The 14,537-nt window shown below is 50.9% G+C and carries 12 protein-coding genes; 1 reads left to right on the forward strand and 11 read right to left on the reverse strand.

Annotated elements, in window-relative coordinates; translation table 11 throughout:
- Positions 1 to 353 precede the first annotated feature (353 nt).
- The 4 genes from QZT18_RS15465 to QZT18_RS15480 form a co-directional block, all read right to left on the reverse strand.
- On the reverse strand, positions 354 to 1,757 hold the full coding sequence (locus QZT18_RS15465; protein WP_294149038.1) for a cell wall metabolism sensor histidine kinase WalK: 1,404 nt from the start codon (positions 1,755 to 1,757) through the stop codon (positions 354 to 356).
- A 93-nt stretch (positions 1,758 to 1,850) separates the two neighbouring features.
- Complete coding sequence (locus QZT18_RS15470) at positions 1,851 to 2,570, reverse strand: response regulator transcription factor (protein WP_366925899.1); 720 nt, start codon at positions 2,568 to 2,570, stop codon at positions 1,851 to 1,853.
- On the reverse strand, positions 2,567 to 4,228 hold the full coding sequence (locus QZT18_RS15475; protein WP_294149039.1) for a Na/Pi cotransporter family protein: 1,662 nt from the start codon (positions 4,226 to 4,228) through the stop codon (positions 2,567 to 2,569). Before QZT18_RS15475 ends, QZT18_RS15470 begins: the two co-directional genes overlap by 4 nt.
- A 106-nt stretch (positions 4,229 to 4,334) precedes the next feature.
- The gene (locus QZT18_RS15480) at positions 4,335 to 5,318 is read right to left on the reverse strand and encodes a dipeptidase (RefSeq protein ID WP_294149041.1); all 984 of its coding nucleotides are present in this window, start codon (positions 5,316 to 5,318) and stop codon (positions 4,335 to 4,337) included.
- Between the two features lie 428 nt (positions 5,319 to 5,746).
- On the opposite strand from QZT18_RS15480, the gene QZT18_RS15485 reads away from it, so the two are divergent.
- On the forward strand, positions 5,747 to 6,655 hold the full coding sequence (locus QZT18_RS15485; protein ID WP_294149043.1) for a GNAT family N-acetyltransferase: 909 nt from the start codon (positions 5,747 to 5,749) through the stop codon (positions 6,653 to 6,655).
- A gap of 92 nt (positions 6,656 to 6,747) precedes the next feature.
- Here the strand turns inward: QZT18_RS15485 and QZT18_RS15490 are convergent, their stop codons facing one another.
- From QZT18_RS15490 to QZT18_RS15520, 7 genes are all read right to left on the reverse strand, one after another.
- Positions 6,748 to 7,884 (reverse strand): ABC transporter permease, encoded by a 1,137-nt coding sequence (locus tag QZT18_RS15490; protein WP_366925900.1) that lies wholly within the window; start codon positions 7,882 to 7,884, stop codon positions 6,748 to 6,750.
- Positions 7,885 to 7,915: 31 nt separating this feature from the next.
- Positions 7,916 to 8,629 carry an ABC transporter ATP-binding protein gene (locus QZT18_RS15495; protein ID WP_294149047.1) on the reverse strand — a complete coding sequence of 238 codons (714 nt, stop codon included), beginning with the start codon at positions 8,627 to 8,629 and terminating at the stop codon, positions 7,916 to 7,918.
- 16 nt (positions 8,630 to 8,645) lie between these two features.
- Positions 8,646 to 10,412, reverse strand: a complete 1,767-nt coding sequence (locus tag QZT18_RS15500) for an efflux RND transporter periplasmic adaptor subunit (protein ID WP_294149049.1) — start codon at positions 10,410 to 10,412, stop codon at positions 8,646 to 8,648.
- A 17-nt stretch (positions 10,413 to 10,429) separates the two neighbouring features.
- Positions 10,430 to 11,524, reverse strand: a complete 1,095-nt coding sequence (locus QZT18_RS15505) for an S-layer homology domain-containing protein (RefSeq protein ID WP_294149051.1) — start codon at positions 11,522 to 11,524, stop codon at positions 10,430 to 10,432.
- Positions 11,525 to 11,766: 242 nt separating this feature from the next.
- Positions 11,767 to 12,648 carry a patatin family protein gene (locus tag QZT18_RS15510; RefSeq protein ID WP_294149053.1) on the reverse strand — a complete coding sequence of 294 codons (882 nt, stop codon included), beginning with the start codon at positions 12,646 to 12,648 and terminating at the stop codon, positions 11,767 to 11,769.
- Between the two features lie 61 nt (positions 12,649 to 12,709).
- Positions 12,710 to 14,314 carry a DUF4153 domain-containing protein gene (locus QZT18_RS15515; protein WP_294149056.1) on the reverse strand — a complete coding sequence of 535 codons (1,605 nt, stop codon included), beginning with the start codon at positions 14,312 to 14,314 and terminating at the stop codon, positions 12,710 to 12,712.
- Positions 14,315 to 14,316: 2 nt separating this feature from the next.
- Complete coding sequence (locus tag QZT18_RS15520) at positions 14,317 to 14,523, reverse strand: helix-turn-helix transcriptional regulator (RefSeq protein ID WP_125140478.1); 207 nt, start codon at positions 14,521 to 14,523, stop codon at positions 14,317 to 14,319.
- Between the last annotated feature and the right edge of the window lie 14 nt (positions 14,524 to 14,537).

Consider the following 14,537-nt stretch of genomic DNA (forward strand, 5'->3'; position numbering starts at 1 on the left):
CTCCCAGGTTCCCTCCGGAATCTTTTTCTCCCTCCTTCCCCACAGGCAGGTTATGACCCGGGACTGAAGACGCCGAGGTTGCCGCATACCATTCCGGCCCGGCCTGCGGCGGCTGATTTGTTCTACTTCTTCAAATGGGAGGGGGATCGTCGCGGCCACTACATTTCCCTGATGCCGGGAATGTCCTCTTTTTGAGGCTTAGTGAGCTTCGTCTAAGACTGATGTGGGATATAGTATTGGACACTCCCCGGCATTTGCCGAAAGAAACAAACAGCCCCTGATGATGACGGACAGCGACTGAGCCTTTCGCGGTTTTCAGTCCTGTCTGCCATTTTTCAGAGGCATTTTTCTTCTTACCGTGTGTCTTCCGCAATAGGAAGGCGTACGGTAAATGTACTTCCTTTTCCGATTTCCGATTCCACCCGGACCGTGCCGTGGTAGAAATTTACGACGTGTTTGACAATGGCAAGTCCCAGGCCGGTGCCGCCCTGTTTTCTGCTGCGTCCTTTATCTACACGGTAGAAACGTTCGAATATCCGGTTCAGGCTTTCGCTGGGGATTCCTACGCCGCTGTCTTTTACGATCAGTACCATATCCGTATTTTCACGGCGCACTTCGACCCAGACTTCGCCGCCCGGATTGTTGTATTTCACCGCGTTGCCTATCAGGTTCATGCAAAGTTCCGTCATCTGTCTCAGATCCGCCCTGATGGTGAAGGAATTGAGGCGCTTGTGGATGAAAACATTCCGCTCCGCCGCCTGGGTGGTCAGCGAGGCGATTGTTTCTTCCAGAAGCTCCGCCGCCTGTATCTTTATAATGTCTGTTTTGGCTCCCCGCGACTCCAGCCTCGATATCATCAGGATGTCATCCACGAGGCTGGCCATTCTCATGGCCTCTTTCTTAATGCGTTTCATGAAATCCTGGGTAGTCTCCTCGTTCAGGGACATACCGCTCTCCAGAAGTTCCACATAGCCCCGGATCGATGTAATCGGCGTCTTTAGTTCATGGGAGGCATTGCTGAAAAATTCCTGGCGTATCTGTTTTTCCTGCTCCAGACGTTCCAGGTATTCCTTTACATTCCGTGACATTTTTGTCGTCGTGTCCGCAATCACATTGATCTCCTGATACGGGCATCTTTCAAAATGGAAGTCCGCATAGTCGCCGTCCACCTTGAGCATCTCTTTTGAGATATCCTTCAGCGGCTTGGTGATAGACTGGGAAAACCGTTCCGCCTCCATGGACGAGACGATAAAGGCAATGGCAAAGCTGAGCAGAACGGCAGGCAGGAGCATCAGCAGGTATTCCTGCATTCCGGAATAGGGAGAGGCCAGGCGCAGTATGTATTCGCCGTCCGCCGACATCCTGGCCACATAGAGCATCTGGGCTCCGAGTGTTTCCGATTTTCTGATGGAATGACCGCTTCCGTACCGGAGCGCCTCCTTTACTTCCTCGCGTTCCATGTGGTTTTCCATAGCCGCGGCATTGCTGATTTCGGTGTCCACCTCAACGCTGCCGTCCCGCTTTACAACGGTGAAACGGCTCCGGTTGGCATCGGCCACCGTTTTGAGCTTTTCCGTCTGCTGTGTCAGATCTTCGGAATAGTCAAAGAGATTATCCACCGTCTCCAGGGCGAACATCATATTGGAGCGCGTCTTTTTCAGGAGCACGCTGCTGGTTACCACATAAAAAATGAATGTGTTTAAAGCAAGAGCCACAAATAATAACTGGATGAATTTTATAAATATGGCTTTACGCATAATCCCTTTTCCTTCCTGTTCCGGCTGCCGTTACCCCAAACACGGTAACACGTTTCGCGGAATACGTCCCTGTATGCAGTAACCTGTCCCGGCCTATTCTTTCTCTTTCAGAAAACGGTATCCCACGCCCCTCACGGTCTTAATCTGCTGGCCGGCGGCCTTTAATTTCTGTCTCAGTGTTTTAATATGCATATCGAGCGTTCTCGTTTCACCGTCGTAATCATAGCCCCAGATATTGTCGAGAAGTTCATCCCGGGTCACTACGCGGTTCATATATTCCATCAGGTAGCTGAGCAGTTCAAATTCCTTTAATGTAAGTTCGGCCTTCTCTCCGCAGGCGACAACTTCCCTTGTCTCCTTATCGATCTTCACATCACCGGCCGCCATGCAGGCGCTCTCTTCCCGGAGAGAACCGGTACGTTTGAGCAGATTCCTGACACGGGCGGACAGTTCCAGGATTCCGAACGGTTTTGTCATGTAATCATCGGCCCCGTTATCAAGCCCTGTTACAATGTCCGTCTCCCGGTCCTTTGCGGTCAGCATCAGAATCTGTGTGCCCCTAAGCGGCTCCATCTCCCTCACCTTTTTAATTGCCGCCATTCCGTCCATTCCCGGCAGCATCCAGTCGAAAACAAACATGGACGGCAGTTCCCGGTATGCTTCTTTCCCGCGCTTTATGATACCGCCCAGACGGTCCAGAGCTTCCTCCGCCGTCTCAAATCCCTCCGGACGGTATCCGAAGTTCTTTAATGCCACACAAATCAAGTTCCTGATATTTTCATCATCTTCCACTACATAGATTAAATGCATCATTGTATCTCTTCCTTTACATATCCTGCTACGTTCATCGCGTGATCGGCAATTCTTTCATAGTTGGCAATGGCATCAAGGAAAATGACGCCGCTCTCCACCGTACATTCGCTGTTTGACAGACGATCCATATGGTTTTCGCGCAGCTCCTCCTCCAGGTTATCCACCGTCTCCTCCCACCTGGCGGTCTGGCGGATCTTCACCATCTCCTTCTCCTCCTTCGCTTCGATGGAGAACTCCACGGCCTTTATGGCCGCATCCGAGATTTCCCTTAACTCGTTCAGCCCCGTCTCCGTAAAGACGCAGTTGGTGTCCATTCTCTTTCTGGCCAGCTCGGCCAGGTTTTCCGAATGATCCCCGATCCGTTCCAGGTTTCCGATCGTGTAATACATATTTTTGACCAGCAGGTGCTGATCGTCGTTCAGGGAGAGATTGTTAATCTTCAGCAGATATTCCGTCAGGATTTTCTCCATCCGGTCAATTGTCTCCTCATTTTCAAAGACTTCCTTACAGAACGCCTCGTTCTTTTCCAGCAGGGCCGCCGTCGCTATTTTTACATTGGCTAATGCAATCCTGGCCATGTTGATAATCTCGTGGCCGGCATTTTCAATGGCAAAAGACGGGGATTCCAGGATTCTTTCGTCCAGATGGCGGAGCATATCCGTCTCCACCGTGGAGGCTGCCTTTTCCGTGCCCTTATCCCGCACCAGAATGTCGGATGCCTTAACAAGCAGTCCGGCGAACGGGAAGAGGATAATCGTATTGGAAACATTGAAAATCGTATGGAATACGGAGATGCCGACACTGTCCGCCGGGGCCGCCGCAAATACCGGGTTGGCAATAAATATAAAGAACAGGAGGAAACCGAAAATAATGGTTCCGAATACGTTGAACAGCAGATGAATCACAGCCGCCCTTTTTGCCGTACGGCTGGTGCCGATACAGGATAAAAGCGCAGTTACACACGTTCCGATATTCTGGCCGAGCGTGATGAAAATGGCCGACTGCCAGTTGACCATGCCGTTGATGGCAAGGGTCTGCAGAATTCCCACGGACGCCGAGCTGCTCTGGATAATGGCGGTAACGGCAAGACCGGTCAGAATGCCGAGAATCGGATTTCTGCCAAGTACCCTGAATGCCTCCGCAAAAATCGGAGCATCCTTGTACGGTTTGATGGAGCCGGACATGAAGGAAAGTCCGATAAAAAGAAGTGCAAAACCGATCAGGATTTCCGCTCCCTCTTTTTTCTTATGGCTTTTGGCAAAGAGTGTGATAAATGCGCCCACTCCAAAAAGAACCGGAGCGAAAAATTCCGGTTTTAACACCTCTCCCCATTCGCTCATCGAAACAATCCAGCTCGTTACCGTCGTACCGATATTAGCTCCCATAATGATTCCGGTCGCCTGGATCAGGTTGATTATTCCGGCATTGACGAAACCGACTACCATAACGGTGGTTGCGGAACTGCTCTGAATGATCGCGGTTACCCCGGCGCCCACCAGGACGCCGAGAAGCCGGTTCGTTGTAAGAATTCCAAGCAGTTTCTGCAGCCTGTTTCCGGCAAATTTCTGAAGTCCGTCGGCCATGGCCCCCATACCGTAGAGGAACATGCCAAGACCCCCGACAAACTGAAAAATCATTCCTAAATCTGTGATTGACATACTATTTTCTCCCATCATATCATCTTTTATCTTAATTAGTATGTCATCACTATATCAAATCTATGTAAAGTCAAAACCATGTGAATGTAAAATCAAAGTAAAATATTTATTTTCCCCATACATCACGGTAAAATCGGAGTACATTCCGGTAAAAAATCTTCTCCACCTCTTCCTGTGTAAAGCCTTCGCGGTAAAGCGCTTCCTCCAGCAGATGAAGCGCCGCCGGTGAATCGATTTCCAGCGTTCCGCCGATTCCGTCAAAATCGGAGCCCAGGCCGATGCACTCAATTCCGCCTACATTTCTGATGTATTTAATATGGCGTACCATGTCGCTTACGCGGCTCGTTCCCCCATCCTCATTGTCGTTTAAAAAGACCGGACAGTAATTGATGCCGAGCACGCCGCCCCGTTCCGCCATGGTCCGGATCATCTCATCGGTCAGGTTTCTCGTATGGCCTGCCACGGCTCTGGCATTGGAGTGGCTGGCGGCAAACGGCTTTTTCGTCATTTTGGCCACATCCCAGAAGCCCGCGTCACCGAGATGGGATACGTCAACCGCCATTCCCAGTTCTTCCATCAGTTCCACAAATTCTATTCCTTTTTTCTTAAGCCCGTGTTCCGTCTCCGGCACCGCCATACCCGTCTTCATATCGACTCTGTTCGGATACGCCAGGTCATTTTCAAAATTCCAGGTCAGCGTCATCATCCTGACGCCCTCACGGTAGAAATCGCGAAGCACGTCCGTGCTGCCGTTACAGATTCCGCCTTCTTCAATCGTCAGGACACCGGACATCCTCCCCTCACGGTCGTTCTGAAGAATCTCTTCCACCGTGGATGCCTGCCTGATTAAATCTTCATTCGCCGCCATCTCCTGCTTGAACAGGCTGCAGGCTCCCCTTGCGAAACCGTATGGATCCGGCTCCTCTTTCAGGATAGTAAAAAGGGCGAAATTCTGCGCAAGGCAGTCGCCCTTCTTAAGCCTGTCCAGATCAACGTGGCAGTTGTTTTCTCTTAATTTTTTCTCGTCCCCGCTCATTTTGTCAAGATAAATGGATGAGATTGTGTCACAGTGCATATCAATAAATTTCATAGCGTAACTCCTCCAACTTTTGTTTATAGGGTGATTTTAGCACGAAGGGAAGGGGTTGGCAAGAGGGGGAAAAATCAGGACGCGGGAGGGGATGAGATGGCGGTCGGGGAAAGGGAGGGAGCGGTGGGTCTTCAGTCCCGATTATAGGTGGCCGCAGGTGGGGAATCCGGGCCGAAAGCATTCCTCCGGAAACGGATCGGCGGGACTGAAGACAGGGCAGGTTTTGGCCCGACCGCCATCGTGGCTGCGGCTGTTTGTCGCTGATTTTTTCGGAAGGAAGGTATTGGTGCGGCGGCCGCCGGGACAGGCGGCGCAAAGCGGCGTTTTTTGCCGTTTCTGTGCGTTGCTGTTAAAAACAACTGCTTTCTGTGGTAGAATGCAGCTATATGGTTCGTTTCCATCCGATAAAAATAAAGGGGGAAATAGAAATGATTGATAATAACAGACATATCGTGATATCCGGTAAAGAATACCGTTTCTGTAACAAGCTGAATGATGAACCGGAACTTTTTGCTGATTTTAACCGGTTGGCCGAGGAAACCTTTGGCATCCGGTTTGACAAAGTCGGCGGGGAATATGAGCCGCATGTGCTGGCATCGGGAAATACCGTGTGCGCAAATGTTTCGGTAAACCGGATTCCATTTCTGGTTCACGGAAAAAGGAGATTCTTTATCCAGTTAGGTACCGTGATGACGAAAAAGGAGTACCGCGGACTTGGGCTGAGCCGCTTTCTTCTGGAGGCGGTTATTACGGAGTGGCGGGATCAGTGTGACGCCCTCTATCTGTTTGCCAATGACTCAGTATTGGATTTTTACCCTAAATTCGGCTTCAAAATCCATACCGAATTTGAATATCTTTATGAAAAGCCGGGACAAGCCGCCTTTTGCGGAAAGAAGCTGTTTTTGGCAAACCCGGAGGATGCAGAAGTAATTTTAGCAAAATACAGGGAAGGAAATCCGTTCTCAGATTTCACAATGATCGAAAATCAGGCAGTCTTTGATTTTTACGCAGGCGGAGTCTTCCGGGATAATATCTTCTTCTCTGAAAATGACGGCGTTATCATCTTCGCCTCCTCGGAACCGGGCCGGGTGTACTGTTACGATATCTTCGGAAAAACAGATACTCCGCTTGAAGAAATACTCAAGTCCCTCCGTAACCAGAAAACCGATACCGTCACCCTCGGCTTCACCCCGAAAGATAAAGAACCGTTCGTACGGATGGAGCACAAGGAAGATGACACTACTCTCTTCCTCCTTCACTCCGCAATGAATGACGGCTCTGTAGAAGCAGAAGAAATATCGGAAACCGATATGTTCCCGGAACTCTCCCACGCGTAACCGCCGGAAGACGCGGCCAAAAGTAAATGGCACACAGCGGTAATACAAAGCGGCCGCATCTATCACATAGCGGCCGCTGTTATCTATTTCCTCTATTCACTCCTCAACGCCTCAATCGGATTCAGCCGGGCCGCGCGGGCCGCGGGCATATAGCCAAACAGCAGTCCGATTCCCACCGACACGCTGAAAGAAATGAGAATCGACCCGGCCGTCGGTACCGCCGTCATCCCCATCAGTTTCCCGATGGCTCCCGTCAGCACGCAGCCCAGGATGATTCCTATAATTCCGCCGATGGAACTCGTCACGGCGGCCTCTATCACAAACTGCTGCATAATCGTTCTTCTTTTCGCTCCCAGGGATTTCCGGATTCCGATTTCCCTCGTTCTCTCCGTCACGGATACCAGCATGATATTCATTACGCCCACACCGGCCACCAGCAGGGAAATCCCCGCAATTCCGCCTAGCACCATGGACATCATTGCGATCATGGAGTTCAGGGAATCTAAAAGCTCACTCATGGCTGTGACCGTGTACAGATCCTCATTCTTGAAAATCGGGTAGAGAAATGCATCGAAAAGCGCTTTCACCGTCTCGGTATCTCCAACATCCTTTGTGGTAAAAATATAATTGTTGATCGTCCCGTTCCTGGACAATTTCATCGCGGCTGTATAGGGAATATAGATGAAATCATCGCTTCCTCCCTCGTCCACCGCGTCGCTCTCGCTGGTCTGGCGTTCCACGCTGCCCACGATCTCGTACGCCTCGCCGTTGACCTTAAGCGTCTGTCCGATGGCCTTGTCGGCCCCTCCATAGAGCTCCGTGGCGAGATAATATCCGATGACGCAGACCTTTTGCCTGGATAAAATATCGGAGTACTGGATAAATCGGCCCTGCTGAAGCTCCTGGCTTTTTAAATCCAGATATTCTTCGCTGACGCCGGTGATCGACGTGCTGGTCAGGGATTCATTTCCCGATTTTACCGTTCCGCTGACGCTGACATTCGGTGACATCTGGTCAAAATAGGACTCGTTTTCCTCATAGAATTCATACATCTGGTCGACGGACACCGAGCGGGTGCTCAGATTCACCAGATTGACCGAAATCTGGTTGGTGCCCATGCTGGAAAAGCTTTCCGTCATATACGACATCTGTCCATTGACAAGGCCAACCAGGATAATAACGGCCGCAACGCCGATGATGATTCCAAGCATCGTCAGGAACGAACGCATTTTATTGCTCCATATGCTTTTCAGGGCTAAACTAAATGACTGCCGCATACTCTTCCACATCCCCGTCGAAATTAATTTTACCGTCATGTATCCGGACGACTCTCCGGGCCTCCATTGCAATGGAGCTGTCATGGGTAATCATGACAATGGTATTGCCCTCCCGGTTGAGTTCCTTCATAAAATCCAGCACATCGCGGCTGGTTCTGGAATCCAGGGCTCCCGTAGGCTCGTCGGCGAGGATCAGGGACGGGCTTCCGGCCAGCGCCCTGGCAATGGAAACCCTCTGCTGTTGTCCGCCGGAAAGCTGTTTTGGTTTGCTGGCCCATTTATCCGCCAGCCCAACCTTTTCAAGTGATTTCATCGCCTTTTCCCTGCGTTCCGATTTGGAAAGCCCTGCATAGAGAAGGGGAAGTTCCACATTTTCCAGGAGATTATCTCTGGGCAGCAGGTTATACTGCTGAAAGATAAATCCAATCATCTTATTGCGTATCTCGGCCAACTGGTTGTCGCTCATATGGCTGACATCCTCCCCGCCCAGGTAATATTCCCCGTCGGTGGGCACATCCAGGGCGCCTATGATATTCATCAGCGTGGATTTCCCGCTGCCCGATTTACCGACAATCGCTACAAACTCGCCCCGCTCGATGCTCAGGTTAATCCCGTCGTTGGCCCTCACTTCCTCGGAACCCATCTGGTATGTCTTATGTATATCTTTCAACTCAATTAACGGCCTGTTTTCATCCATCTTTCCTCACTCCCTCTTACGGCCGGCCGCCGTTGTGGCTGCCGCCTCCCTGGCTGCCGCGGTTTCCGCTTCCCTGGTTTCCGCCTCCCTGGCCGCCTCCCGGCATATCCATCTGCATCGGCATCATCATCGCAGCGCCTTCGGAGCCTGCGCTCGATTCGGCCACATATACCACATCGCCCTCCTCCAAATCACCGGAGGTGATTTCTACATAATCGGAACTGATAAGTCCCGTCTCCACTTGCACTTCCCGGAAACCGGCCGGTACGCGTCCCTGTGCCTCCGTGACGGAATCATCCTTTACATAAACCTTATTGCCCCTCTGAAGCGCGTCCGCAGGCACCGCCAGGGCGTTTTCAGCGGAATCCACGATAATCGTTCCGTCCACATTCATACCCGGAAGCAGGCCTCCCACTTCGTCCAGAGTCACGGTAACCGGATAATAGGTCACGCCGTTGGAACTGGTTCCCTCCAGGCTGATGCCGGTTACCTTGCCGGTAAACTCCTGATTTTCAAACGCATCCGCCGATATCTGAACCGTCTGGCCGACTTTTACGCTGCTGATATCCAGCTCATCGATATTCATCTGGAAGGTGACGGAGGACATGTCGTAGATAACGGCCAGGGCCGAGGCGCTGGAACCGTTCTGGACCTTATCTCCCACCTTGTAGCTCTTCTTAATTACGGTTCCCGATATCGGAGCCGTAATCGTATAATCGTCGTATGTATCCTGGGTCGAATCGAGACTCGACTGGGCCTGTTCCAGACTCGACTGGGCGGAATCCATGGAATCCTTGTATGTCTTAATCAGTTTTTCCGCAGTGCTCGCCTTCATCCTGAAAATCGGACTGCCTGCATTTACAAAATCTCCCTCATTGACCAGGAGCTCTTCCACCTCTACATTGGTGGAGAGATCGGCCGCCATCACGGTATCCACGGTCGCCGTAAACGTCCCGTCCCCGCTTGAGACAAACTCTCCCACGGCTGCGGTGGCAGCCATATCTGCGGTGAGCCCTCCCGGATTCGCCACCTGGATGGTGACGTAACGCACCAGCCGCCCTCCCGTCATCGTCTCATCCATCGTGCTGACACTTGTCACAACACCCGTGAGCTGCTCCAGCGTATCGCTGAGGGTGAGTGTCGCGGCGCTGCCGGGAAGAATAGCCGCCGCCTCCATATTTAAAAATGGCACTTTGATTTTCATAATCTGGTCATTGTAAATATCGGCAATCTGGGTATTGGAGCTCACCTTGTCCCCGGCCTCTATATGAAGCTGCTTGATATAGCCCGATTTGGTGGACTTGTAGGTATTGCCGCTGTATTTGCCGACCGCTTCATTGTAATCACTGACCGCGGTACTGTAATTGCTCTCGGCCCTGCTCACGGAATTATTGGCGGAACTGAGCTTTGATTCCATCGAGGACGCGTCGATCCGGTAAAGGCTTTGTCCCACTTCCACCTGATCACCCTCTTCAAAGTCGGCCTCTATCACCTCGCCCTCCGCCATGGAGGTAATGCTGTATGTATCCTTGGGGGATATAGTGCCCGAGGAAGAAAGCGTGGATGTAATATCCTGCCTTACCACGGATGCCGTATTCACCTTCTGTCCCTGCGCGGCGGCCTCGCTGCTTTTCTTCTGTCTGTTTATAAAAAAAACGGCGGCCGCACACAGGATGATTATAATCACAACAAGGATGATTTTTTTCTTTTTACCGCCCTTTTGCGTTTTCTTTATGCCTTTTTCCCGCATCCGGCTGAACAGGCTGATCACTTTTTCATTCATTTCGTTCTTCTCCCCGACTACTCAATATAATCTATCAACTGATATTCCGGACTGTCGTTGTCGTCATCCGCAGATGCCGACTTGTCTTCCCAGATAACGATGATATCATCACCAATCTTCAGATCGCCGTAAACCGAAAAGGCAAACTGCATGTCGGAGGTGGTCAGTTCATACTCCGTGCCGCTGACGACGATGGAGGTGGGTATCATGACATCCGAAGATTTGTAGTAAATTGCGTCGAGTGTGCCTTCCGTGGCGCCGCGGCCGCCGTTTCCGCTCTCCGAATAGCCGTAAACCGCCCTTGAGGTCGTGTTGTAGTAGATAACGATTGCCTCGTCCTCCACTTCATCCGCCGTTGCCGACTCACCGTCCAGATAAAACGAGGCCTTGGATACGGAAAATGGAAGAATGCTGCTCATGCTCCTGTCTTTTACCGCAATCGGTCCCTTCAGCTTGCTTTCCAACGCCTCCAGCGGATTGATCTCCCCGTCGGATGTCAGCGTGAAATCGAGAACCGAGGCGTAAACGGTGGAGCTGGTGGCTTTCTTTCCCTCATTTTCCTTTGTATTGGTCTTCATCAGGTTGTAAAAAAGATTGACGCAGTCGAAACGGCTCAGAACCTCTGTGCCGGATTTGCCGATCTCATCATCCAGTTCCAGATAGGCCGCTTTCGCCAGCCTGTTCGCCGCCTGGTTATTTCCAAAATCCTCATTCGTATATCCCAGAAGGGTTAAAACTGCTTTTACCGCCTCCTGCATGGTTATATTCTCATCCGGTTTGAACTTGCCGCCGAGGTAGCCCGTCATCCATCCCTGCTCGACGGCAGTTCTTATGTAGGAGGCGTACTCATTATTCCGGTCTACATCCGCAAATATGGAAACATTGTTTTCAGCGCTGATGCTGCTGCGGTAGGTGGAGGCATTTACAAGCATTTTCGCAAACTGTGCTCTCGTCACCAGACTGCTGTCGTCGGACTGCGCCGTCATAATTCCCGCTGCCGTAATCACTTTCTTTCTCATGCTGTAGCTGGAAGAAGCCTCGGCCGTCATCGGAGCCGCCGCCGTGATTGCCATAACGGCTGCCAAAGAGGCTGCCAAGCGTTGTCTGTTCATAAAAAACTCCTCTCAATATTGCTCATATTTTCCATCGAATTACTTTGTTGCCACTATATCAATAAATTGTGTGCATTCTGTGTTCTAATTGTGAAAATACCGCGTATTTGTATGACGGCACACCCTTTTTCCCTGTAGCGGCAAAGGATCCCGGCGAGTGCGACAATGCGTTTTCACCCGTCTCGGAACATAAAAAAAGAAGGCGCGCCCGCCTGTTTCCGCCTGCAGACGCCGCCTTCTTTTTACTGTATCTTATTGTCTTCCCCGGGAGTAATCCCGAGATAATCCGTCAAAGCCGTCAGGCGGCTCTCCGCAATTCTGTTACCCTCCTCATAAAGTTCTTCCAGCTTTCTTACATCCTGCTCAAATCTTGAAACCCGGACCGGGAATTCGGGCCGGATGACGAAGATGCGCCCCTCCTTCTCCAGGTTTTCAATCGCCTCCTGCATCGTGTTATACCGTTCCGGCACCTCGTAGAGTGCGTTTAACAGATTGGGCAGGGGTGCAAAATAGCGCTCATACGCCCTTTTAGTAAGTCTGCCGACCGGTTTTTTCCGGTAACCGCTGTGGCGGGTTAAAACAAGGACCACCTTTTCATACCCCAGCTCAAAGGCCCTCTCATAGGCGATGGGGAGAGACACTCCGCCATCCAGGTAATTCTTATGATCCACCTTTACCATCCGTGAAAGCATCGGGATGCTGCTGGAGGCCCTGACCGCCTGCATCATCTCAGGACACGACGACTTATCGAAAAATTCCGGTTTTCCCGTTTTGCACCTCGTGGCCACCACCTCAAACTTCTGCGGCGAACTGTAGAAAGAATCGTAGTCAAAGGGAACCAGCTCATTGCTCAGTTCCCCGAATACGAAATCGAAGTTGAATATCAGCCTGCTTTTCACAAGACTTCCCAGTCCCATGTAGCGCTTATCGTGCAGATATTCTTTATTAATGCGGAGCATACGCCCCTTTTGCCCGCTGATGTAATTCATCCCCGCCATCGTTCCGGCGGAAACTCCGTTTACGTAGGAAAGCTGTATCCCATGTTCCAGCAGTGTATCCAGGACACCCGCCGTAAATACGCTGCGCAGGGAGCCGCCTTCCAGTACAAGTGCTCCTTCAGTCAATTTAAATCCGCCTCTCCTTTCTTCCCGGACAGGCCCGCTGCCTTCGCTCTGCAAAAGCCGGTTACAAAAAGCCCATCATCAGGTTTGCCTGGTGCATCCAAACCTCCATATTGCTGTATGCCAGCAGGAGGAAGGTGACCGAGGCAAAGATAACCGCCGGTTTTATGGCATTCCCCCGCTTCCAGGTACAGTAGAAAAGCCGGGAGAACGAGACAAACAGTACCGCCATAAACCAACTGGTAAATACCCTCTTAAAGGTAAAACCATATACACTAATATAAAGGCACATTTTGGAAAATGCAAGTATAATAAATCCCAGAGTCTCCACACTCAGCAGGGAAAGTATCCTTTTAACCATCCTGTTTTCACCGTCGGAAAACACCTTGATAAAGTAAAAAAGCATAAAATTGATAACCGCGATAAAGCACAGCTCAAAGAATCCCTGTCTGGCGTATTCACTGTATACAAAACTCTGTTGGTGAGAAAATGCCTTCGTAAGGATATCGGAGAATTTGACCAGGAAAAACAGGACATAGACTCCGCAGACAGCCGCCGAAAAGGACATCATAACCGTGAAAGGAATCCTTACCGCCGCACCGGCCCCACCCGTTAATTTCTTTGTTTTTGTCACTTTTGCATGAAAAGCGCCGTAAAAAAGGCCAAAGAAATAAAAGGTACCTAAAAATACCAGCAAATTTAACAAAAAGTCGCCAAATAACAGTGCCTCAAAAAACTTCTGCGTCAGGCTCAGGCAGAATTCCGAAATTCCCCCTGTAAAAGCCGAAAAACTCTCGTCGGCCGCCGCCAGCATCGGCAGGACAATGATGAGGACGGGAATACTCATGACGATTCCAAATAAAATCTGCCCCGCTTTATCCTTCTGCCTCTTCTTCGTCTCCTGATCGCCGCTCCTTAATTTTCTCACTCCGTGAACCGCCACCAGAAAGGCCTCATCAAAGTGGGAAAACGGAATAACAAAAAAACCTCTCAGCAAATCCCTGATACAGCTTTCATCCAGACTCCCTCTCAGTCTTGCCCCTCCTATCGTGAGCAGCCAGTAAACTCCCGCTCCGTGCAGAAACAGTGCAACATAGGGCATAATATCCTGCCGCTCCCAGTCCTGCTGCCCCGGAAGATATTTGACAAGAAACCATACTGCCGCTGCCGCCATGAAAACAAAGTAGAGTTTCCCCTCCCCATCCATCTTCCTGCCGGAGGATGTCAGATAAAAAATCCCGGCAAATGCAAACAGCGCCGTAAACAGCGGAAGCCAGGCGTCGGGGAATATTCCCGCCCCCCTCACATAGGCCCAGGAAGCAAACGCCGCGGTAAGAGCAAGGATGTAATCATTCCATCCATATTCCCTGCGCCGTGTCACGGTTTTATCCGCCGGAACACTTATGTCCACCGGAGCGCCTACGTCCACCGGTTCACCTGCGTCTACCGCAGATACCGGCCTATCTGCTCCTGTGCCGCATTCAGGCGGCTCCTGCTCTTTAAACATTCGTTCCTTGTCAGGCATTACGTTCTCTTCAGGCACTAATTTCTCTTCAGGCATCAAATCCTCTTCAGGCATTAAACTCTCTTCAGGCATTAATCCCTCTTCAGACACCAATTCTTCTTCAGCCGCCAACTTTTCTTTCGGCATTAATTCTTCATGATCCATAATCACTCCTCCTCAAACTCCAAAATATCTCCCGGCTGGCAGGAAAGTTCCCGGCAGATGGCTTCCAACGTGGAAAACCGTATGGCCTTCGCCTTGTTGTTTTTCAGTATCGACAGATTGGCCGGAGTGATGCCCACACGCTCCGCCAGTTCACCGGCGGACATCTTGCGCTTTGCCATCATCACATCCAGATTAACTATGATTCCCATTTAAGCCCCTTCCC

Origin of the sequence: uncultured Clostridium sp., assembly GCF_900547735.1 — a bacterium.
Taxonomy (GTDB): Bacteria; Bacillota; Clostridia; order Lachnospirales; family Lachnospiraceae; genus Otoolea.